Origin of the sequence: Microcoleus sp. Pol10D4 (genome assembly GCF_036701555.1) — a bacterium.
In the GTDB taxonomy this organism is placed as follows: Bacteria; Cyanobacteriota; Cyanobacteriia; order Cyanobacteriales; family Microcoleaceae; genus Microcoleus.
Window position 1 is genome coordinate 1 of sequence record NZ_JAUBRA010000046.1, and the last position, 24,589, is coordinate 24,589.

The window sequence follows — 24,589 nt, forward strand, 5'->3', positions numbered from 1 at the left end:
GGTATCGGCGTCGGGGCTGGTATCGGTATCGGTATCGGGGCTGGTGTTGGTCCCGGCGCGGGTATCGGCGTCGGGGCTGGTGTTGGAGTTGGAGTTGGTGTCGCCGTCGGCGCGGGTATCAGCGTCGGGGCTGGTGTTGGAGTTGGAGTTGGTGTCGCCGTCGGCGCGGGTATCGGCGTCGGGGCTGGTGTTGGAGTTGGAGTTGGTGTCGCCGTCGGCACGGGTATCGGCGTCGGGGCTGGTGTTGGATTTGGAGTTGGTGTCGCCGTCGGCACGGGTATCGGCGTCGGCACGGGTATCGGCGTCGGCACGGGTATCGGCGCTGGTGTCGGCGTCGGGGCTGGTGTTGGAGTTGGGGCTGGTGTTGGTATCGATTCCTTAAGGGGAATGAGAGAGACAGTGGCGACTGCCGCACTGATGGCACCGAGGTTATCTGTAGCGCTGTAGGTGAAGTTTGCTCCTGTGAAATTGCCGGACGCCTGGAAGAACAACTGGGTAATTTGCTCGGCTGTAAGGGTTTGACCAGCCGTGACCCGCACTCCCTGGCTCGGATCACCCAAGAACAGCGTGCCTTCATTGGCTGGTGGCAAGGTGTTTACGGTAAAGGAAACCACCGTCCCGTCTGGGTCGGTTCCTCCGAGTCCGGGGATGTTCACGGTTCTTTCCAGCAACACAGCGACGCTGGAGTTGTTGGCGACGGGTGGCTCGTCGGTGGGAGGTAATAGTGCTAGCAGGGAGGCTGTAGCGGGGGCTGGACTAATGGCGCCGCGCCTGTCTGTGGCGCTGTAGGTAAAGTTGGCGGCTGCGAATTCGCTGGTTGCTTGGAAGAATAGCTGGCTGATTTGACTTGTGCTAAGTTTTTGGCCTGCTGTGACCCGGATTCCCTGGCTGGGGTCGCCCAAGAACAGGACGCCTTGGTTTGCTGCCGGCAGGGTGTTGATAGTGAAGAATTCGATCGAGTCGTCGGGGTCTTTTGCCGTGAACCCTGTGAGGTTGACGGTGCTGTTTGGCGCCAGTGTCTTGCTGATGTTTGTGGGTACCGGCGGGTAGTTGAACGCCAGCGACAGCAGAGAAACGGTGGCTGCAGGACTGCTGCCACCGAGATTGTCCCTGCTGGTGTAGGTAAAATTAGCTCCTGTGAAATTGCCGGCCGACTGGAAGAATAACTGCGTCATTTGCTCGGCTGTCAGGGCTTGACCTGCCGTGACGGCGACTCCCCCAGTTGCGGGGTCGCCCAAGAACAGGACGCCTTGATTTGCCGGTGGCAGGGTGCTGATGGTGAATGTAACCACTGTGCCGTCTGAGTCTCTGCCTCCGAGCCCGCTAAGAAGGACAACGCTGTTGGGCGCGATCGCCACATTGCTGCTGTCGGCTGATGGAAGTTTGTTGGGTGTTGGCTGCGGGCTGATGGCGGTGGTGACAGTGGCTCTGGACTCGGAACCGTTGTTATTGCTGGGTTCTGGGTCAAAAGTGGTCGATCGACTCTGGGAAGTATTGCTAATCGTACCCGTCGCTGGAACGACTACTGTTACCTCGCGGTTGATGTTGCTGCCGCTAGTCAAGCGGCGAATTGTTGGGAAGGTGACAACCCCTGTCACGGGGTCGTAAGTGCCGTTATCGGAGGCGCTGACTCCCGTTAAACCGGGAATGATGCTGTCTGTAATCACTACGTTTTCAGCAGCATTCGGCCCATTGTTGGCGGTAGTTATAGTATAAGTCACGGAACTACCACCAGGAGCAGATGTGAGACCGCTCTTGGACGTAACCAGGTCGGCGCGGGCTACATCGATCGAGGTAATAACTTGCCCCCCCGCCTGACCGGGCAATGCGACTGTCGAGCCGTTGTTATTCGTCAAGTCCGGGTCAAAAGTGTCCGATCGACTCAATACAATGTTGGTGATGCTCGTCAGGGTAGGCGGCGGTACAAAAATCAGGGTGCGGGTGACGCTGCTGCCGCTGGCTAAAGTCGCGATCGCTGGGAACTCGATCACTCCTGTGTCTGGATTGTAGGTTCCGCCATCGAACACGCTGACATTAGTTAAGCCGGGAATCAGGCTGTCGGTGATGACTACGTTGGTCGCAGGACTCGGCCCGTTGTTGGTAGTAGTGATTGTATAAAGGAGGGTGTCGCCCACCTGGATGCTGGGCGGAGCCGTTTTTTGGGTGACAACATCGGCCACAGCCTCGATCGAGGTAGTGACGGTGGCGTTGGGGTTTGTACCGTTGTTGTTGGCCGGAGTGGAGTCGGGAGTGATGGAGGTACTTCTTGCCGTGTTGCTGATGGAAGTTAGGGTGGGCGGTACTATGAAGCCGATCGTCCGGGTGACTGTCTCCGCGTTGGCTATTGCCACGGGCGCGAAGGTGACAATGCCGGTTACTGGATCGTAAACGCCACCGTTAGATGCCGTGACTCCGGTTAATCCCGGAACTATGCTGTCCGTGATAGTTACAGCTTCCGCAGGACTCGGCCCTAAATTGACTGTGGCGATCGAATAACTGACCGAACTACCAGCAGTAGCACTCGTAGAGCCCGTTTTTGTGGTTGCGAGGTCGGCGTTGGGCGCAATACTTGTCGTAACCGTAGAGTTAGTGGGAGTGCCGTCTTTGTTGGTTGTCGAACCGTTGTTGTTAGTGGCGATCGGATCGAAAGTGGCCGCGCTACTCCGGGCCGTGTTGCTGATGGCGGTACGGGTGGCTGGGGCAGTGAAACTGACGGTGTGGGTCGCAGTATCCGCATTTGCCAGCACCGTCAGTGCTGGGAAAGTGACAATGCCCGAAACTGGGTCGTAACTCCCCCCGTCCGATAGGCTGACTCCTGTTAAACCTGGAATAATGCTGTCGGTGATGGTTACATTGGCAGCGGGGTCTGGCCCAATATTAGTAGTAGTCAATGTGTAGGCGACGCTTGACCCGGCCGAAGTAGTCACAGGGCCACTTTTGGTAGTAACTAAATCCGCGACTGTATCGACAACTGTGGTAAAAACTACACCCGGCCCCTCGATTTGCCCTGGCGCGAGTACACCGCTGTTGTTGCTGAGGTCGGGGTCGAAAGTCGAGCTATTGCTGAATGCAACGTTGGCAAAACTGCTACCGCTGGTTAAACCGGGCGGCAAATCAATAGTCAGGGTGTAAGTCAAAGTCTCACCCGCATTGAGAACCGGAATTAACGGCCAGGTGACAGCCTTCGTTTGGTTCACGTAAGTGCCGTTGTTGGAGGCAGTGAGAACCGGCGGCAATCCCCCCGGACGCAGCAGTTCAAAAGGTATTTCGTCTTGAATCAGGACATTTGTAGCGGGCGCTGGCCCTCTGTTTACAGTAGTAATCGTGTAGGTAATGCTGCTTCCGGGCTTGACGAACTGCGGGCCGGTCTTAATAGTGGAAACCTCTGCGGCGATACTGGGAGGATTGATAGTTTCAACTACCAGGTTTTGAAGTTCGTGAATGTTGTTTGCGCCTCCTGTGGAACTACCAAAACCAAATTTGAGAAGGGGCGGTACTGGGTCGTTTCCGGTGGCCAAGTTGGAGATGTCGATTAATGTAGTTTCGTAGATGTCGTCGAAATTTTCATCGAAAGCAACGGTGAGACGAGAGGGATTCACCGGATCGTTAGATGGATTCAGGGTAATTTGAACGGATCTTTTGGCTAAATTGCGATCGCTCGTGAACGTATTGCTGAAATTAAAATTTTTGTCGGCAACAGGGCCACTAAAGTCAATGCTCGTAGGAATGTTATCGATGCCGAAGGGAACGATCGCATTTGTTAAAAACCGATAACCGTTTGCTTGATTTCCTCTAACAGTTACTGAATCAGGTCTGAAAGAACCAATAGAGGAGCCGGGAATCGGAGATGGATCAGGGCCAGAGCGCCCTTCTGTGGATGTTGAAAAATTGCCAAACTCGTCAAGCCCAATGCCTAAATAACCTCCCTCAATACCGGGTATACCCGTTCGTGGAGCGTAAGCCAGAGAACCGCCATAACCCCCAGTCCTGGTTGGGCTGGCAGTGCCGTCAATCAAGAAGAAACCCAGCCCGTCCCCTGGCTGAGGGCTAATAAATGGTTGCGGAGCATTAAATTGCTGGCTTGAACCGTAAGAATAAAAATCAAACTGGACTCTGAGACCGTCGGTTGAAGGAATGGGGTTGTTGTAGATGACAAAGGCTTCCCTATCACCTGCTGCTGGAGTTAATTGCAGAGCGCCATCGCCGGGAGTCGAACCGCCCAAAGCCGGAAGTACGCCGGATACTGTGCCTCCGGTAATGCCGGGGATACGTTGATTGGCTGCGGTCACCCCGCTGGTGGGATTGAACAGTGCCCCGTTGTTTCCCCCGTAAATCCAAGGCCCCCTAACTGTGGAGTTTTTGAAGGTTTCGTTAACTAATGTGCCGAGGGCGTAAGGGTAGGCTTCGAGGACTTCTTTTTCAATGGCGATACTCCTCTTTATTCCCCTGATCGCAAATTTTAATTCCCAGTCGCCGCCGAGTGCCGCACTCCCCGTTAAGTTGTCGGAAGCTGCAATATCTGCACCGACTATCAAGCTCAGCCTCCGCACGAATACCTCGCCGCTTTTCCCCGCTGCGACGCTGCACCCGAATAACAAGATATCTCCTCTCTCGCTGAGGGCTTTTCCCCACTGTTGTAACAAATGGCTGTAGGTTTCTAAATTGTCGCTGCAGAGTTCGATCGACCCTAGCTGCACCCTCGCTTCCCGACCGTGAGAAACTATCTGAAGGCTGTCTAAATCGCTGCAATTAGCCAAAATTCTAGTAATTTGCTCGACTCCATCCCGCGTCGAGTCCAATACAAATACCTCTGTATCGGCTGTTGCTCCTCTTGCCAAGCTGTCGAACTTCTCTACTCTGGCATCGAGGAACAGTACATTTTTTATAGTCCGAGGGGGCAACCACGGGGGGTTTGCCCCTACAGTTGCTCGCAAAAATTCTCTGTGGGGATGCCCAATTCTTGTGCCACAACGCAGTTTCTGGGACAGGAAATACTCCTCTGTGTTTACTTGTTTTATGGCTTTTTTCTGATAATAAGTTGCTGTTGTTTGGGAGTTTGTACCCGCAATCATTGCGGTGGAATCACATTTTTGTGGGGTGATGGAAATTGGTTTGTTGCAGATGCTTTGCATGGTCAATTTGGCTCACGGATTGTAGATGATGTACCCATTTCCAGATGATAATTATCACCTGTGGACAAGGTTTAATTGCACAGTAAGAGACTCTGCAGCTTGACGGGGAGCAAGAGCAAAAAGTGAATTTTACTCAGCACAAAGCAGTGCTATATTGACATTTGATAGCATTGCAAATATCGTCGGCTGAAAAGCTGAGGATTTGGGGTTTAAATCCCCATAATCTCTCTATCGGGTGATATTTTGCCTTCGGCTTTTTTCTTTTCTGTTAGCGAGTGTATCTGTTACACGCCTGTCTCTTAAATCGCGCCGTAGATAATAACACGAGTTCTCAAAAATTTACTTGATGAGGTTTTCTGTAGATCGTCTAAGGCACTTTATTTGCAGAGAATTTTCACTATTTCTGGACGCATAAACAGGTTAGATGGACGAAAAGACTTGTTTGCAGCCTTAGCTCCCGGTAAAAACTCGGTTTCTTTTTTTTTTGCGCGCAAACCCTGTTCACAATAGCAACTAGACATTAATTAGGGAGTGATAGCCGTCACATAATTATGCCGACCGTGCCCGAAGTGTCATTCAACTGAGATCTTTTAGCATTCTCAATAAGCCTTCAATGGGGGGGTCTCCTGCCCAGCCCATAAGAAAATTCACTTATTGTGGAACAGGCCAGAAAGCCTATTCTTGAAAATGGTGCAACATATGAGATTCAATTGAAATCGGCATACCCTGTATCGACGAGGCGTCTTAAAAATTCATGACTTGGAGTCTGGAGATAGCAATCTAGGTTTGAGACTGTTTCGCTACGATCGCAAAAACAGATTCGTGCAGCCCACAACTAACTTCTCAAACTGTCCACTTAGAGTCTTCGAGCTGGTTTCTGGTTAAGATAAATGCTCGGGACAATGTTTCGTGCAGAATTTTTCATGATGTTTTGGAGAAACTGATTTGGAGATTTGCCCCTCAGCTAGTTACGATTTTTGTTGGCTAATTTTCTTAACTGCAGGAGTTACGCCCAGGAGACTAGAAACCCTCTTTAGACCTAGATTTCTCGCCGCCCAACCAAAATTTATCATCTAAACCTGGTTCATGATCGTAAGTTGTCAACTAGAAAAACAGCTATCGCAATCCGCCTGTTATGGCAACTGTAACCAAGCAATAATGCTCGATTAGGTTTTAACTGCTGAGTTTGGGCGTGGGTCGTCCAAAACAAGCTCCAACAAGAATCCTTATACGTAAGTAAATATTAACTCATTGATTATTACATCGGTAAATAGACGTAGATACCAGCACCAATATAAGCTATATCTTTTCACCGCGAGCGTCAAGAGTTCTGGCTTGGTAGTACCGACAATCTTGACAGGGCCCAGAAGGATTGACAGCGCAGCGAATGTAATTTGAGCGGGCGTTATACTCGCAAGTGATATCGCCGATCGAATAACCGAGGCTTTGTATGTAAGTGCGATCGGCAGTTGGTAGTTGAGTTCGCATGGGTCTATTCGCTACCGCAAGTCTGGCCGCTGCAATTCTCTCGCGGGCTTGGCTCTGGGCAGAGCGCATCACCCACAAAGACAGCAGCGACGGAGCTAAACCTATGAAAATAATCAGGAGAGCAGTTAGCACTTTTTCAGAGCTTATGTGGAGAATATTTGTTTTAATTTAGGCGATCGGCAACAAAAAATCCTCCTCAAAAAGACGGTTTTAAATAAGAAAAGTTCCCGCTCAAGTCTCAAACTAGACCGCCCCTGTGTTAACCGTTAGCTGGCGCGTGAGGAGGGCGATCGCTGTTGGCGACACTTTCTTGGTAAAGCGCAGCGTCAGGAGCCCAACAAAGCCAGAAGTGCAGATAGGATGTGATATTATGTCAAGTCAATTACCAGCAATCAAATAGGTTTGTAGTGACGAATGCCAGTCCTGATAAAAATCAGAGGACTTGGATTCATCACTACAAACGCGAAATCGGTTATTTTACAGGACTAAACATGAGAAACGGAATCGGTTCAAAAACAAGCAAGTCAGAACATGAGCCAGCTATTGTTTAAAAAACTTGGTTTCTCTCAAAAACTAAAACGGTTAAACCTTAGCAATATCCCCCGCTAAATCCATCAACGAACCCGCACCTTCCACCTTAGCAACATCTAACAAAGTCTTCAAAACCGAATCGGGATTCAAACTAATCGAATCAATTCCCAACTCAACCAAGAAACGAGCAAACTCAGGATAATCGCTGGGCGCTTGACCGCAAATCCCAATCTTGCGATCGTACTTCTTGGCGGCTTTAATGGCAATTGCTACCATTCGCTTGACAGCTTCATTCCGTTCGTCAAAAATGTGTGCGACTAAAGCAGAATCCCGGTCTAATCCTAATGTTAGCTGAGTTAAATCGTTAGAGCCGATCGAGAATCCGTCAAAAACTTGGGCGAATTCGTCAGCAAATATAACATTGCTTGGCAATTCGCACATCACATACACTTGCAAGCCGTTCTCGCCCTTAACTAAACCGTGTTTTGCCATCTCGGCTAACACTTTTCGCCCTTCATCCGGGGTGCGACAAAATGGAATCATCGGAATCACATTTGTCAAGCCCATTTCGTCGCGAACTCGCTTTAATGCTTTGCATTCCAAAGCGTAAGCTTCGCGGTAATTTGGGTCGTAATACCGAGAGGCGCCACGCCACCCGATCATCGGGTTTTCTTCCTTGGGTTCAAACTGGCGCCCACCCAAAAGATTAGCATATTCGTTGCTCTTGAAATCGCTCATCCGCACGATAACTGGATTTGGATAAAATGCGGCGGCAATTGTAGCAATTCCGTGGGCTAGTTTGTCGGTAAAGAAATCGGGTTTGTGTGGGTAAAGTGCTGTGAGTTCTGCAATTTCTTCTTTGACTGATTCATCCACCAATTCGTCAAAGTGAATCAGTGCCAGCGGGTGTGCTTTAATGTGATTGGCAATGATGAATTCTAGCCGTGCTAAGCCTACGCCGTCGCAAGGAATTGCTGATAAACCAAAGGCTTCTTCTGGGTTCCCGACATTCATTAAAATTTGAGTACGGGTGCGGGGCAAATTCTCGATCGCAGTTTCTTGAATTTCAAAAGGAAGCAAACCGGAATAAACTTTGCCTTCGTCTCCTTCGGAACAAGAAACAGTGATTTCTTGCCCGTTTTTCAAGATTTGGGTTGCCTCGCCGGTGCCGACAATGGCGGGAATTCCCATTTCTCTGGCGATGATGGCGGCGTGACAAGTGCGGCCGCCGGAATTGGTGACGATCGCACTTGCTTTTTTCATAATCGGTTCCCAATCCGGGTCTGTTTTGTTGGTAACTAAAACTTCTCCTGATTGAAATTCAGCGATTCTGTGCACATCTAAAATCACGCGGGCTTTGCCTTGCCCGATTGATTCGCCAACGGCGCGTCCTTTTGCTAAAACTGCACTGCTGCCTTGCAATTTGTAGTTTCGCAAAACTTTAGCAGACTTTTGAGATTGTACTGTTTCGGGTCGCGCTTGGACAATAAACAATTCGCCCGTATTGCCGTCTTTTGCCCACTCTATGTCCATCGGGGTATAAGTCCCGCGCACTTTAGAGTAGTGTTCTTCGATGACTACTGCCCATTTTGCTAGTTGCAGAATTTCGTCATCTTGTATAGCAAATTTATTTTTTTCTGCAGCTATAACGGAGACGTTTTTGGTGTATTTAGAACCGCCGATATCGTACACCATTTTGAGCGTTTTGCTGCCGAGGCGTTTATCTAAAATCGGGAGAAAACCTTGTTTTAAGGTTGGTTTAAAGACGAAGTATTCGTCGGGGTTGACGGTTCCTTGGACGACGTTTTCGCCTAATCCGTAGGCGGCGGTGACTAATACGGCGTTTTTGAATCCGGTTTCGGTGTCGATGCTGAACATGACGCCGGAGGATGCTAAGTCCGATCGCACCATTTTTTGGACGCCGACTGATAGGGCGACTTCAAAGTGGTCGAATCCCCGCTGTTGGCGGTAGGAAATCGCGCGATCGGTGAATATGGAAGCAAAGCATTTGTGACAGCATTCGAGGACGCCAGCGCAAGCTTGGACGTTGAGGTAGGTTTCTTGCTGTCCGGCGAAACTGGCGTCTGGTAAGTCTTCGGCGGTGGCGGAGGAACGCACTGCTACGTCTGTACTGTCGCCGTAGCGATCGCATAATTTTTCGTAAGCATCCGCGATCGCCGCTTGGAGTTCTCGCGGAAATGGTGTGTCGAGAATCAGTGCCCGCGCTTGCTTGCCTTTTTGTCGCAGGTTCTGCAGATCTTCTACGTCTAAATCGGCAAAAATTTCGCGCAATTTAGCTTCTAAACCCGCTGACTGGATGAAGTATCGGTAAGCGTGTGCTGTAGTGGCAAATCCGTTGGGAACTCTGACTCCTTGGGCGGTTAACTGTTGAATCATTTCGCCCAAAGAAGCATTTTTACCGCCTACTAATGGGATGTCGGCGATGCCGACTTCATCAAACAACAATACTAAGGCTTTATCTTTGGGAATTACACCGAGTTTTTGTTCAGTTGCTAAATTTTCGATCATTGCTTTTTTCCTCTCAACTTCATCTCAGTTCGGTCAAAGGACAGTAAACAAAAGACAGTTTATTCGGAATTGTAATTTTGTTACCAAAATTCTCGGATTTTTTCCTAGGCTGTATCAACCGAGTTTTCGATTGCCTCTATTTCAAGATTATCACTTTTTGGCTAAATAGCAAGGCCTGTGGAGATTTTTTATTTGATTGCAAAAAGTAAAGAAATCGCAGTAATGAGTTTATGTAAGGTATTATAAAAGAAGTGGTAAAAATATGAATAGTGAAGATAGTTCGCACCGCTTTTTTTTGGTTGAGTGCTCATTGGTGTGGGGATATGCCTTGGATGGTGTTGCTAGGGGAATTGAAGGAAAACAAAGAGTGGCGTTCGATCGCGCGATCGGCTGAACCCGCCAAAAAACCGATACTTACTTTCCGATAGGAGTCGTGATCGGCCCAAAATTGGAGATTCTAGTTCCACATCCTCAATTCATCTCTGGACTGAATCTAAAATCTAAAATCGTGTCACAGAGGCGATCGCCCAAAAAAATACTAAGCAGCTTAGTTTCATCCTGAAACCCAGCTTCTAAAAACCTTAAAAAATTTCCCCCTGATTGCGTTTGCCTACTTAGAGGAAAAACACAATCGCATAGATATCAGATATTGTACCATTTTCAATAAGCCTTTTAAGGGCTGGTTAGAAGAAACTCTCCTAAGAAAATTTACTTTTTGTGCAATGGGGCGGAAAGCCCGTTCTTGAGAACCGTTCAACATCTGAGATAAAGCGCATTGTAATTGTTGAACCAAAGAGTTTTTAACTGGGAACAGCAGGATTTGTGGCTAGACAATTCTTTATATGCTATAATAGTTTGCTACACTGCCTTCTGACAAAAAATAAGGTATATGATATCAGTTTTGAGCCCACCCGCAAAGCGAAACGGCTTTAAAGTTCTTCTGGTCGAAGACAATCAAGCAGAAGCCGATCTGATCGAAGAATTATTATTAGAAACAAATGTCAGTAGAGCCGAACCCCAAAGGCTATCAGTAAGTTGTACAGACCGTCTCAGCAAAGCGCAGCAACTTTTGGTCAGCGAACATTTTGATGTGATTTTACTAGATCTTTCGCTGCCCGATAGCCAAGACTTAAATACAATTGTCAAAATACAAGAATATAGCCTAAATACTCCGATTGTCGTACTGACTGCCCGCAACGATGAAGAGCTTGCCGTGCAGTCAATCCAAGCCGGAGCTCAAGATTACCTAGTCAAGCGAAAAATTGACAGCGAAGTGTTGATTAGATCGCTTCGCTACGCAGTCGAGCGACAGCACAACCAAGAAGCTTTGCGAAAAAGCGAAGAAAAATATCGCTCAGTAGTCGAGAATTCTCTCGTCGGAATTGCCATTCTTGCTCCTCCGAGTTCCCCCTCAGCACCAGAAAAATGCGGGTGGTTGGAAGTGAACGATGCTTTGTGTGATTTGCTGGGATACGATCGCCAAGATTTTTTGCACGAGAATTGGAAGCGGTGGGTTTTTCCTGAAGACGTGCAGCCTAGTTTAGAGCAGTTAAATAAAATTTTGGCAGGGGAGAGTGAAGGCTATGTTTTAGATCAAAGATGGCACAGAAAAGACGGAAAAACAGTTTATACTAGAGTTTCCCTGCGCTGTATTCGCGCCCGAGACGGCTCTATCGACCGCCTGATTAAAGTAGTCTTAGACGTGAGTGATCGCTATCGTTACGAAGCTAAATTAAAAGCATCAGAAGAGTTTTTAAATCACACGATTAATTCTACTCCTGACCCAATTTTTGTTAAAGATGAGCAGCACAAATGGATCGTTTTAAACGATGCTTTTTGCAATTTGATAGGAAAAAGGCGATCGGAACTGATTGGCAAGTCAGGATACGATTTTTTGCCCCCAGCACAAGCGGCTTTTTTTTGGCAACAAGACGAGCAAGTATTGCAAAGAAGTCTTTCTCAGGAAACAGAAGAGAATTTTACCGATAGCGGCGGCAAAGAACGCATTATATCTACTAAAAAAACAGTATTTAACAACGCCGATGGTCGTAAAATGTTGGTCGGAACAATGCGAGATGTGACTGACTACAAGCGCCAGCAAATTGCGTTGCAGGAAAGCGAAGCTCGATTTCAAATAATGACCGACAACGTGCCGGGAATGATTTATCAATATCGGCTTGATGTAGATGGTAAAACATCTTTTAGTTACGTTTCTTCTGGCAGTTGGCAGATATACAATTTAAAACCAGAACAAATAGAAGAAAATGCCACTTTGGCTTTTGCAACAGTTCACCCAGACGACATCTCTGGCTTGCAGCGATCGATGGCAACTTCAGCGGCGACTCAGCAAGCTTGGCAACACCAGTGGCGGCAAGTTATGGGAGATCGAGTGAAATGGCTGCAAGGCGCGTCGAAGCCAGAAAAGCAAGCCAACGGCGATATAGTTTGGGACGGTTTGGTGATGGATGTTACGGAATTGAAACAAACCCAGCAAGACCGCGATCGATTTTTTAATCTCTCGCTGGATTTACTTTGCATTGCAGGTTTTGATGGATATTTCAAACGCTTAAACCCCGCTTGGTCAAATGTATTAGGTTATAGCAGTGATGAAATCTTAGCCAAACCTTTGATAGAATTCCTCCATCCCGAAGACCGAGAAAATACTGTAGCGGAATTAGAAAAACTTAAAAAAAGCCACCCCATTATTAGCTTAGAAAACCGCTATCTTTGCCAAGATGGTACTTATAAATGGCTATCGTGGACAGCATCGCCGTTTGCAGAAGAAGGCTTGATTTATGCAGTGGCCCGCGATGTTACATTTAGCAAGCAAGCTGAAGCTGAATTGCGTAAGAGCGAAGCCACCAACCGCGCTCTTTTAAATGCGATACCAGACATGATATTTCGCTGTCGGGCAGACGGCACTTTTGTAGACTTCAAATCGGCAAAAGATTTCGAGAATATCCTATCACAAAAAGCATTAATCGGCAAAAAAGCACAAGACATATTACCGACTGCTTTTGCTGAAAAAATCTTGTCGGGCAATCAACAAGCGATTGACACTGGCGAGATTCAAGTCGTAGAATATCAAATGCCAGTTAATGGTGAACTGTACGATTTTGAAGCGAGAATTGTCTTCTGTACGGAGGACGAAATTATCGCGATCGTCCGCGACATCACTCAACGCAAACGATCCGAGTCAGTCCTCCACAGGCAAGCAGCAGCAATGGCCCAAGCTTCCGAAGGTATCGCCATATTCAGTGCCGACCATGAGGTGATTTATTGCAACGCAGCACGACTAAAAATCTACGGTTACGACTCTCTAGAAGAAATCTTAGATAAAAGTTGGAAAATGTTCTACCAAGGTGCAGAACTGCAAAGGTTCGAGCAAGAAGTCCTGCCGACTTTAGTTAAGAAAGGTTCTTACAGCACCGAAGCAGTAGGATGCCGTCGCGACCGCTCGGAAGTCCCTATAGATGTCTCGCTGACAATGCTGCCCGACGGAGAAATTATTTGCGTTGTTCGCGATATTTCCCAAAGAAAACAAGCAGAAGCAGCACTGCGGGAAAGCCAGCGGTTCGCTCAGCAAATTGCTGGGGCAATTCCTAATATTTTGTATGTGTGTGACTTAATTGAAAAAAAAAATATCTATGGTAACGCTTCTATCTACCACATTCTTGGCTATACAGTAGAGGAGATTCAGGCAATGGGGCCGTGGATGATGTCAACTTTAATCCACCCCGAAAATTCAATCAAAATGCCTGATTATTTACAGCAAGTCGAAACAGGCAGCGAAGGGGATATCTTTGAAATTGAATACAGAATTAGGCACAAGGATGGTTCTTGGCGCTGGATGGTTAGCCGAGATACTGTATTTGCGAAAACAACAGACGGTAAGTTAAAACAAATTCTCGGCACGGCAACTGATATTACAGAAAGCAAGCAAGCAGAAGATGAAATAAAGCTGTTGCTGGCAGCAACTCAAGCCATTAGTCAGTCAGCAGATTTTCACAGCGCCCTCCCAGAGATTCTGCGGTTGCTGTGCAATGCGATCGGCTGGAATTTTGCGGAAGCTTGGATACCGACTGCTAACGGTACTTTTTTGGAACACAGCGAAACTTGGTACGCTAGCGATCGCGATTTAGATAGGTTCGGCCGCGAAAGTAAAAAAATTAGATTCGCCGCCGGAGTGGCAGTACCTGGACGGATTTGGTCAACCAGAAATGTAGAATGGATTGAAGATATTTCTCTAGCCAAAAATCATCTTTTTGCCCGATCGCAAATGGCGAAATTAGTCGGATTGAAAGCTTGTTTCGGAGTGCCAATTCACGCTAGCTCAAAGGTGCTGGCAGTTTTAGTATTCTGCAAGCGCGAGCGCTCGATTATGGAACCGCGTATAGTAGAGTTGGTCAAGGCTGTAGCGACTCAGTTGGGCGATCATATTCAGCGCAAACAAGCCGAAGAAGAATTGCGTAAAAGTGAAGAACGCTGGCAGTTAGTTCTCAAAGGCAATCAAGATGGAATTTGGGATCTGAATCTTCAAACAAATGAAGCTTTTCGATCGGCCCGCTGGCAAGAAATTATCGGTTACACAGACGGCGAAATCGAAAACACCAACACCGCATGGATCGATCGCATCCATCCAGACGATCGCTCACGAGTCCAAGCAGCGATCCAAGGTTATCTCGATCGCCAAACCCCCAATTACGCCACCGAATACCGCTTGCAGTGCAAAGACGGTAGCTATAAGTGGGTACTCGCCCGCGCTCAAGCAGTGTGGGACGCAGCCGGAAACCCTCTGCGGATGGTGGGTTCGATGACGGATATTAGCCATCGCAAAGCAGCAGAATTAGCTTTACTGCGGGTCACTCAAGCCGTCGAAAGTACCAGCGACGCGATCGTGATCGCCGACTTGAAAGGGCGGTCTATTTACCACAATCAAGCCTTCATTCAGCGCTACGGCTACACGGTGGAAGAACTCAATGATATTGACGATATGACCGCACTTTATGTCCGGCATAAAAATTACAAACAAATCTATAAAAGCCTTCGCCAAGGTCGCTCTTGGTGTGGCGAAGTTGCGCTGGAAACTAAGAGCGACGAAGCAGTAACTGCTCTCGTTCGAGCCGACAGCATTCAAGACGTTAATGGAAATTACATCGGCTTAATTGGAGTGATTACCGACATCACAAAACGCAAAGAATCAGAGCTGATTCTGAGGCAAAAGTTAAAGCGCGAACAGTTGGCAGTAGCCATGCTGGAACGCATTAGATCTTCTCTAAATCTTGAAGAGATTCTTACCAAGAGTGTCGAAGAAGTGCGGCATTTTTTGCAGGTAGATCGCACTATTATTTACCAATTCAATCCAGATTGGAGCGGGTTTATCGCTGTCGAGTCGGTTGCCGAAAATGTCCGACCAATTGTAGGAATGGAAATTTATGACCCCTGTTTCGGGGGAGCCTACGTTCCTCTTTACCAAGACGGCAGAATTAAAGCCATAGAAGATGTTCACAATGCCGGCCTGGCCGACTGCCACTTGAGTTTGTTGACTCGGCTCGATGTGAGAGCGAATCTGGTAGTTCCTATTTTGCAAGGCGAAAACTTGTGGGGGCTGTTAATTGCTCACCACTGCACGGGCCCGCGTCCCTGGCAGCAATTGGAGGGAGAGTGCCTAAAACAATTGGGGGTGCAGTTGGCGATCGCCATTCAGCAATCGATGCTATTTGAACAAGCACAAACCGAAATTGCCGATCGCAAACTTGCAGAAACCGCCCTGCAATTAGCTAAAGAAGCCGCCGAATCCGCCAACCGCGCTAAAAGCGACTTTCTCGCAAACATGAGCCACGAATTGCGGACGCCTTTGAACGGGATTTTGGGATACATTCAACTGCTCAAAGTCGATAAAAATTTTACCGCCGATCAACAGGAAAGTCTTGACAACATTCACCAGTGCGGCAACCACCTGCTGATGCTGATTAATGATGTTTTAGACCTCTCAAAAATCGAAGCTAGTAAAATGGAGCTGTCACGGGCCAACGTGCATTTTTCCAGTTTTGTGAAAAGTATTATTGATTTGTTCCAGATGCGATCGGCTCAAAAAGGAATTGCCTTTAATTACGAGCAGGTTTCAGCGCTGCCAGACGGCATTTTGGCAGACGAAAAAAGGTTGCGTCAAGTTTTGATTAATTTGCTCAGTAATGCCGTTAAGTTTACGGACAGCGGCAGCGTTACATTCAAAGTCGGTTATGCAGAAAATTTCCCCGATAATTATCCTAAAACCAACTGCAAAGATTCTAGTTTGACAGCGGAAATTGCCCCTCAAATAATCAATTTGACCGCGAATTTAGACGCGCAGCAAATGTCTAATCCGCCGCTAGGAACAACAGAAGCGCCCGAGGGGATAATAGCAGACAATACCGGCCGTACCCCTACCTCTAAAATTCGCTTTCAAATCGAAGATACCGGCATTGGCATCGGGCAGAATAAATTAGAAGAAATATTTTTGCCTTTTCATCAAGTGGGCGATCATAACAATTTCGTCGAAGGTACCGGCCTGGGACTTTCCATCAGCCAAAAATTAGTCAAAATGATGGGCAGCCAAATTCGCGTCCAAAGTACCTCCGGCAAAGGCAGCATATTTTGGTTGGATCTAGACTTGCCCGCAGTTGCCCAGTCTTCGGAACTCCCCTCCCGGCCAGAAAAAAGGCGGCTTGTAGGTTTTACCGGCCCCCAGCGGAAAGTGCTAATCGTGGACGATCACGAAGTAAATCGCGCCATGTTGCACAGGCTGCTTTTTCATTTAGGCTTTGAAATTGCACAAGCCACAGACGGCGAAGACTGCTTGCACAAAGCACAGGAATTTCTACCGGATATAATTTTAATGGATTTGCTGATGCCGGTAATGAACGGTTGGGAAGCTACCAGGCGGCTGCGACAGTTGCCGGAATTAAAAGATACGGTTATCCTTGCTTTGTCCGCTAACGTTTACGAGACTACCAAGCAAGAGAGCATACTTGCAGGTTGCGATAATTTTCTCACCAAGCCGATTCAAACTAATGAGCTTTTAGAATTATTGCGCCTGCATTTGAGACTAGAATGGGTTTACGAAGAAAGATCACAAACCAAAAAGCGGACAGATCAAACTGCAAAAGTATCTTCTGAGATTGCTGCTGCTGACTCAACGATGGTGTCTCCTGCCTCAGAGTCAGTCTTGGCGTTGTTAAAATTGGCTGCAATGGGCGATATTGAAGCTATTCTGGAAGAAATTGCTAAACTCGAACATTCTGACCCGACATTAGTGCCTTTCGTTCATCACCTGCGCCAACTTGCTAAAGGATTTCAGCTCAAGCAAATTCGAGATTTTTTGAAGCAACATTTGTCCTAAAATTGACGGTAGCTAACAGACAACTCAAAATCAGTTAAATCTCGCGTCCAGAGTACCATTCTCAATTAGGTGTTCTGGCCTCCCGCGAAGCGACAACTTAATTTGCTTGGGCGCCCCGGACTCGCAGCCGGCTCCTCAAAGGGTTATTGCAAATAGAAGCATCTAGGAAGCAACCAGGTTTCTAGAGCCGCCAAAAATTCATTGAATCCGATTTAACGTCATAACCCACAACTCAAAAATCAAAAATTTGAATGTTTCCCTTGAATATGAACGATAAGAATTCCGAAAGAAGCATCATACTAATTGTCGATGACAACCAAACAAATCTTGACGTGCTTTTCGAGTTGTTAAGGAATTACGGGTTTAAAGTATTAGTGGCTCTAGATGGCGAAAGTGCGATCGAGCAAATTGACTACATCCATCCAGACTTGATTCTTCTGGATATCATGATGCCAGGAATTGACGGTTTTGAAACTTGCCGACGTTTGAAAGCAGACCCGTCAACGCGAGATATTCCCATCATATTTATGAGCGCCCTTTCCGATACGCCTGATAAAGTAAAAGGCTTTCAGACAGGAGCCGTTGACTACATCACTAAGCCTTTCCAGCACGAAGAAGTTTTGAGCCGGATTCAAACCCACTTGACAATCCGCAGCTTGCAAAAAAAACTCGAAGAAAAAAACCTCGAACTTGCCCACCTCAACCAAAACCTGGAAAGACTTGTTGAACAAAAAACCAAGCAATTAATAAATCAGGAAAAAACGGCCATCATCGGACGTTTGACCCAGGGAATGGTTCACAATCTCAAAAGTCCGCTGCAAGTGATCCAGACTAGCGTCGATTTGATTGAAACAAAAGCCACACAAATTCAAGAAGACTCTCTGTTTAACTATACTAAATATATTTTTCAAGCAGTCACAAAAATCAATCAGATCATGGATACTCTGATGATGAAAAGCCGAAATGAGCAAAAGCAAGATTTGCACCCGGTGAATATCAACGATTTAGTGCAGAGAGAAATTCAGCTATTGGAAGGCAACCTGTATTTTAAAAATAAGATTAGAAAAAAATACTTTTATGACGAAGAAATTGCTAGCATTCCATTAATTTATTCCTATCTTTCTCAAGTATTTTATAATTTAATCAATAATGCAATGGATGCTATGTGGGAAAAGAAAAGCAGAGAAATAACTATCGTGACTCGGCAAGACGACTCGAACATATATATGGATATTGCAGATACGGGATGCGGAATATCCTCTGAAGATTTGTCAAAACTTTTTGACCCGTTTTACACATCAAAACCACCTAAAGGCGAGGAAAAAACCGAAGGCGAACCGACAGGAACGGGTCTAGGACTTTATACTTGTATTGAACTTTTAAAACCTTTTAACGGTGAAATTGCTATTAGCAGCAACGTCGGTCAAGGCAGCGTGTTTACAGTTGTGCTGCCCAAACCGCAGAAAAATTGAGCGACTCGACAGATTTAAATTGTGTCCGGTTAGACAACCGTAATTAAGTTGGTAATTAGGTTTGTAGCAAGGAATGCAAGTTTTGGTTCTTCCTCGCTCAAGAGAGGACTTGCATTGCTCAATACAAACAGGCGCTAATTGCTGGCAATTAACCGCACACAATCTCAGAGCATATCTTGTAAGTCAACGGTAATTCTCGTAGCTTAGTAGTAATACCAGTTTGAAAAAATAATGCCACTTTAGGCAAGCTTTAAACGGCAATTTATAATCTAAAGTTTCAAAGGCTATCAGCAATGCAAATCCTGATTCCTCTGCGCTCTTTTGCCTTTCCCCTTGCTATTCCCCTGCCAAAGGTTGTAAATTAAAATATAGTTAAGTTGCAATATGGGTAAGAGTAGGATATTTTTGGGCCACTAGGTTTGGGGCGAGGCGGAAAACTTGCAGTGAACAACTCAATTCTACAAATAAATCTGCGCGGTCTGCAAGCACACAGCGCACTCTAAAGGCTGCGGTTCAAGTTCCCCAATCATCAGCTAGGTAGCTGCATCCGCTACTGAGATTTAATAATTACTAAAAAATAGCAAAAGGATACCAGTACAAAAAATGCCACTGTACGCCAGAACCAAACCGCGATAGTCATCAGTCATTCCAAATCTCCAATTTCAAATCTAAAATATAAAATGGTATGACATCTGTTTTTGAGTCAACTTTAACGCCTGCTTGTTTAAAAATTCTTTTAGTAGAAGATTGTGCCGAAGATGCAGAACTTATTCAAGAACTGCTGTCTGAGCGCCAACTAGGACAATCAATTCATGTGACCAATGTAGTTCGCCTCCGGGAAGCGATAGAAATTTTAAGGGACAAAATTTTTGATGTAATTTTATTAGATCTTTCACTTCCTGACAGCCCAAAATTTAATACTTTTTTCCGACTTCAAGATTGCGCTATAAATACTCCGATCGTCATTCTGACAGCCGCCGATGACGAAGAACTGGCTGTCGAGCTAATTGCCGCCGGCGCCCAAGATTATCTGGTGAAAAGGCAAGTAGACAGCCGGCTGCTGGTGCGGACGCTCAGGTGCGCGATCGCCCGCCAGAAACGGCAAGCAGAATGGCAAAAAAGTCAAGAAAAATACCAGCAGGTTGTTGGCAATATCAAAGAAGTCGTTTTTGAAACAAATACTGCTGGCAATTGGACTTTTCTCAATCCGGCTTGGACGGAAATTACCGGATTTACCGTTGATGAAAGCTTAGGAACTTCCTGTTTGAGTTACATTCATTCTGAGGATCAATACCAATATTTAAATTCGTTTAGAGGTCAGAGATCAAATCAAAAAACATCCTGTTGTTACCAAAGTCGATATATTACCAAAAATGGCGATATTCGGTGGGTGGAAGTGCAAGAATTTTTTATGTTTGGCTGGAACGGCGAGGCGCAGGGGACAACAGGAACTATCAATGATGTTACAGATAAAATTTTAGCACTTTCCGAACTGGAAGCTAGTAAAAAATTCTTGAACTATACAATCGATGCAGTTGCAGACCCACTTTTTGTCAAGGATGAACAGCACCGCTGGATACTGTTAAATGATGCTTTTTGCAAGCTGATCGGGAAGCAGCGCGAGGAACTGCTGGGCAAATCGGATTATGACTTTTTCTCAAAACAAGAAGCTGAGATTTTTTGGCATACTGACCAACAAGTGTTTAGGACGGGGAAAGAAAACGAGAGTGAGGAAATATTTACGGACGCCAACGGTGCAAAGCACATTCTGTCTACTAAAAAAACTGTCTTTGAAAATACCGACGGTAGTAAAATTCTCGTCGGGATAATTCGAGATATCACTGAGGATAGGCGCAAACAATTAGCGCAGCAAGAAAGCGAAGCTAGACTTCGGCAACTTGCTGCCAATTTACCGGGAATAATTTATCAATTTCGTCTCTCAACCGACGGCCAAAAAAGTTTCCCTTATATTTCTTCGGGCAGCCGCTATTTATTTGAAGTAGACCCAGAAAATATTCAGCAGAATCCTCAACTACTTTTTGATTTTATTCATCCAGATGATCGTCAAAAATTTGAAGAATCTATTGCTGTTTCTGCAGCAGATATGCAGCCCTGGCAGCAGGAATGGCGGGCGATTGTACCGTCGGGAAAACTTAAGTGGATGCAAGGGGTTTCGAGACCGGAACGAGTTGATCGTCCGACGGAAATAGGACAGGAAGGGGATATAGTTTGGGAAGGCATGGTGCTGGACATTACTGATTTAAAACAGGCAGAAGCCGCTTTGCGGGAGAGCGAAGCCAGATTTCGATCGCTCGTTGAGAATATCCCAGGCGCTATCTGCCGCAGCTTGTACGATGCTGAGTGGACGATGGTATTTATTAGCGATGAAATTGAGGTAATTAGTGGGTATCCTGCTGGGGATTTTATTCGCAACAACGGCTTGACTTTTGCCAGCATTGTCCACGAGGCAGACAAGGAAATGGTCGATCGACAAATCAGCGCAGCAGTAGAGTCGAAACAGCCGTACAATCTAGAATACCGCATTGTTCGCGATGACGGGGCGGTGCGGTGGATGTCGGAAAGAGGTAGGCCAACTTACAATCTAGAAGGGCTGGTTTTGTGGCTCGACAGAGCGATTTTTGATATTACCGATCGCAAACAAGCCGAACTGACTCTGTGCCTGGTAACTCAAGCTGTAGACAGCGCTAGTGATGCGATCGCGATCGCAGATTTGGACGGTTATTCCGTTTATCATAATCAAGCATTTATTCAGCGCTACGGCTATACAGTTGAGGAACTAAATAATGCCGGCGGCCCAGCAGTAATGTACCCCAAATCTCAAGATTTGAGAAAGTTATTTAAAGTGCTACGGAAAGGTTTTTCCTGGGAAAGTGAAATTGAAATTAAGAGTAAAAATGGCGCTATTATAGAAACTTTCTTGCGAGCTAACTGCATTAAAGATAGCGCTAGTCAACCGATAGGAATGATAGCCATAATTGCCGACCTCACAGAAATAAAACGCACCGAATCGGCATTAAAACTCAGTCAAGAGCGATTGCAGTTGGCGGTTTCAGGCAGCTCTTTGGGGCTGTGGGATTGGAATATAGCTACTGGCGAAACTTATTTCGACTTTTATTGGAAATCAATGCTAGGCTATGCAGAAACCGAAATTGAAAATAACCTCAAAGGTTGGGAAAGTTTGGTGCATCCCGAAGACCGAGTGAAGGTAATGGAATGTTTAAATTCCTATTTAGAAGGTGAGACTGATATCTATGAATTTGAATTTCGGATGCTCAACAAAGCGGGCAATTGGCAGTGGATTCTGGCGATGGGCAAGGTAGTCGAGTACGACGAATGGGGTGCGCCGTTGCGGATAACAGGCACTCACAAAGATATCAGTGCCCGCGTTGCAGCAGAAGCCGAAAAAACTCAGTTGATCGCATCTTTGCAACAACTTGCCGAACAGTTGCAAGCAGCGCAAAAAATAGCCCGCATCGGCAATTGGGAATTCGATAGGGAAGCAGGAGTTCTTACTTGGTCGGAAGAACTGTTTCGAGTTTACGGTCGAGAATTGAATCGGCCGCCGACAATGGAAGAACTTTTAGACCAAATTCATCCCGATGACAAAGAAAGGTTTACACAAGTTGTAGAAAAGGTAGTGACTGAAGGGACAGCTTACGACATCGACCACCGCATCTGTTTTCCATCAGGAGAAATCAGGCACGTTAACGCTAAAGGACAATCTGTTAAAAATGAGTTGGGTCAGGTGGTGGGGCTGTTTGGCACGGCAATGGACATTACCGAGCGCAAAAAAGCCGAAACTGCTTTGCAAGAAAGCGAACAGCGATTTAGAGCTGTATTTGAACAAGCGGCAATTGGCATTGTTAAAGTGTGGCGCGACGGTCAATTTTTGAATTCAAATCAAGGGTTTTGCAATATTGTCGGCTACTCAAAATTAGAGCTAAAATCGCGAAATGTTGGGGAGATTTCTCACCCCGAAGATGTAGCAGCAGATGTCGAGTCGCGCGACAGACTGTTAGCTGGGGAAATTTTTAATTATTCAATTGAAAAACGCTTTATTCGCAAAGACGGTTCATTTGTTTGGACTAATATGACGGTATCTTTAGTGCGGGATGGGTTTGGGGAACCTAGCTATGTAATTGCTGTGATTGAAGATATTAGCGCTCGCAAACTTGCCGAGGCTATCTTGCGCCAGCAATTAAAGCGAGAACGCCTGGTGGTAAAAATGCTGGAACGCATTCGCTCTTCTCTCAATTTAGAAGAAATTTTGACAAAAACTGTTGCTGAGGTACGGCAGTTTTTGCAAACAGACCGGACAGTTATTTATCGCTTTAATCCCGATTGGAGCGGTTTTATAACTGTCGAGTCGGTGGGCGAAAATTGGCAGTCGCTTCAGGGAATAACTATTAAAGATTCCTGCTTTGAAGACAGCTATGCTTCTGCTTACGAAGACGGTCGCCCTCTAGCTGTGGATGATATTTACAAAGCAGGTCTTTCCCAGTGCTACATTAATTTATTAAGTCAATTTCAGGTGCGAGCTAATTTAGTAGTGCCGATTTTGCAAGGCGAGAAATTGTGGGGGCTATTGATTGCTCACGAGTGCGCGGGCCGCCGTCACTGGCTGGAAATTGAGGTCGAGTGTCTCAAACAAATTAGCGTGCAGTTGGCGATCGCGATCCAGCAATCAATGCTGTTTGAGCAAGCACAAAGTGAAATTGCCGATCGCAAACAAGCCGAGTCAGCTTTGCAGGAATCTGAAGCGCGAGAACGTTCAAAAGCGCTAGAGTTAGAAGCAGCTATTAACAAACTCAGAACGACTCAAGCTCAGCTCGTTCAAAATGAAAAAATGGTGAGTTTGGGTCAGTTAGTTGCTGGTGTTGCTCACGAAATTAATAACCCTGTTAGCTTTATTCACGGCAATCTCAGTCCGGCTCGCAATTACACTTTAGATTTGCTGGAATTGATTAAAGTTTACCGGCATTACTGTCCTCATCCTCCCGCCCAAGTCTTGGAGAAAATTGATGAAATAGACTTGGATTATATTGCTGAGGATTTCCCGAACTTGTTTAATTCGATGCAAGTAGGAACCGAGCGAATTGTCGAGATAGTGAAATCGTTACGTAACTTTTCGCGATTGGACGAGTCCGCAGGAAAGTCAGTTAACATTCACGAGGGAATTGATAGCACTTTGATGATTTTACAAAATCGGTTAAAATCTCACAGCAGTTATGGAGAAATTCAGATAGTTAAAGATTACCAACTATTGCCGCCAATTGAATGTTTTCCGGGCGAGTTGAATCAGGTATTTATGAATATTTTAATTAATGCGATCGATGCTTTGGAAGAACGGGACAAGCAGCGTTCCATCGAGGAGTGCGATCGGCATCCCAGCACGATCGCTATTCGCAGTTATCAGGCTGCTGCCGGCTTCGTAGCGGTATCCATTGCGGACAACGGGCGGGGGATACCGGAGTCAGTGCGATCGAGGCTGTTTGACCCGTTTTTCACGACTAAACCTGTGGGCAAGGGCACGGGTTTGGGATTGTCAATTTCTCACTCGATTATCGTCGATCGCCACGGCGGCAGATTGAGTTGTATTTCGACACCGGGAGAGGGAGCGGAGTTTTTGATTGAAATTCCAGTGCGATCGAATTTAACAGCTACAAATTCAAATTCGGGGCAATAAATTAGCTATTGGTGATTGGAAATTGGGAAGTGGAAATGGGTAATATCAAATACCGTAACATCGGAATTATACGCTGCCAGCGAGCATTATCCTTGCTCCGGGTCACTCGATTGCATTCCGTTGGCAGTGCACTCATAAAATTATTATTCTGATGCAAAGGTCAACAATATGAGCTGCGAGTTGTGAGTTGTGAGTGAAAAATCAAACACGATATTACAAATTACCAATTATATCAAATCTGTTAGCATCGGAATAGTAAATTCGAGTTCACTGTTGACGGTTGACGCCGTGAACAGTCAACAGTCAACAGTCAACATCATGTATGAGTGTAACCAGAAATGATATTACC

At 46.3% G+C, this 24,589-nt stretch carries 7 protein-coding genes; 4 read left to right on the forward strand and 3 right to left on the reverse strand.

The genetic code is table 11. The features are described 5' to 3' along the window. From QUA36_RS20840 to ppsA, 3 genes are all read right to left on the reverse strand, one after another. A partial coding sequence (locus QUA36_RS20840; RefSeq protein WP_333458943.1) for a DUF4347 domain-containing protein occupies positions 1-5,132 on the reverse strand: 5,132 nt, incomplete at its 3' end. Positions 5,133-6,431: 1,299 nt separating this feature from the next. Next, on the reverse strand, positions 6,432-6,752 hold the full coding sequence (locus QUA36_RS20845; RefSeq protein ID WP_333458944.1) for a DUF6464 family protein: 321 nt from the start codon (positions 6,750-6,752) through the stop codon (positions 6,432-6,434). 450 nt (positions 6,753-7,202) lie between these two features. Continuing rightward, on the reverse strand, positions 7,203-9,680 hold the full coding sequence (gene ppsA / locus QUA36_RS20850; protein WP_333362828.1) for a phosphoenolpyruvate synthase: 2,478 nt from the start codon (positions 9,678-9,680) through the stop codon (positions 7,203-7,205). Between the two features lie 262 nt (positions 9,681-9,942). Between ppsA and QUA36_RS20855 the strand changes: the two genes are divergently transcribed. From QUA36_RS20855 to QUA36_RS20870, 4 genes are all read left to right on the forward strand, one after another. Next, the gene (locus QUA36_RS20855; protein ID WP_333164624.1) at positions 9,943-10,074 is read left to right on the forward strand and encodes a hypothetical protein; all 132 of its coding nucleotides are present in this window, start codon (positions 9,943-9,945) and stop codon (positions 10,072-10,074) included. A 495-nt stretch (positions 10,075-10,569) separates the two neighbouring features. Then, positions 10,570-17,061, forward strand: a complete 6,492-nt coding sequence (locus QUA36_RS20860) for a PAS domain S-box protein (protein WP_333458945.1) — start codon at positions 10,570-10,572, stop codon at positions 17,059-17,061. 251 nt (positions 17,062-17,312) lie between these two features. After that, complete coding sequence (locus QUA36_RS20865; protein WP_333362821.1) at positions 17,313-18,533, forward strand: hybrid sensor histidine kinase/response regulator; 1,221 nt, start codon at positions 17,313-17,315, stop codon at positions 18,531-18,533. Positions 18,534-19,218: 685 nt separating this feature from the next. After that, positions 19,219-24,240: a PAS domain S-box protein gene (locus tag QUA36_RS20870; RefSeq protein WP_333458946.1), complete on the forward strand. Its 5,022-nt coding sequence runs from the start codon at positions 19,219-19,221 to the stop codon at positions 24,238-24,240. Positions 24,241-24,589: the final 349 nt, after the last annotated feature.

Bases quoted from the DNA above. Each gene is read 5' to 3' on its own strand.
- ppsA (WP_333362828.1), bottom strand. From the start codon at position 9,680: ATGATCGAAAATTTAGCAACTGAACAAAAACTCGGTGTAATTCCCAAA.
- QUA36_RS20860 (WP_333458945.1), top strand. From the start codon at position 10,570: ATGATATCAGTTTTGAGCCCACCCGCAAAGCGAAACGGCTTTAAAGTT.
- QUA36_RS20865 (WP_333362821.1), top strand. From the start codon at position 17,313: ATGTTTCCCTTGAATATGAACGATAAGAATTCCGAAAGAAGCATCATA.
- QUA36_RS20870 (WP_333458946.1), top strand. From the start codon at position 19,219: ATGACATCTGTTTTTGAGTCAACTTTAACGCCTGCTTGTTTAAAAATT.
- QUA36_RS20855 (WP_333164624.1), top strand. From the start codon at position 9,943: ATGAATAGTGAAGATAGTTCGCACCGCTTTTTTTTGGTTGAGTGCTCA.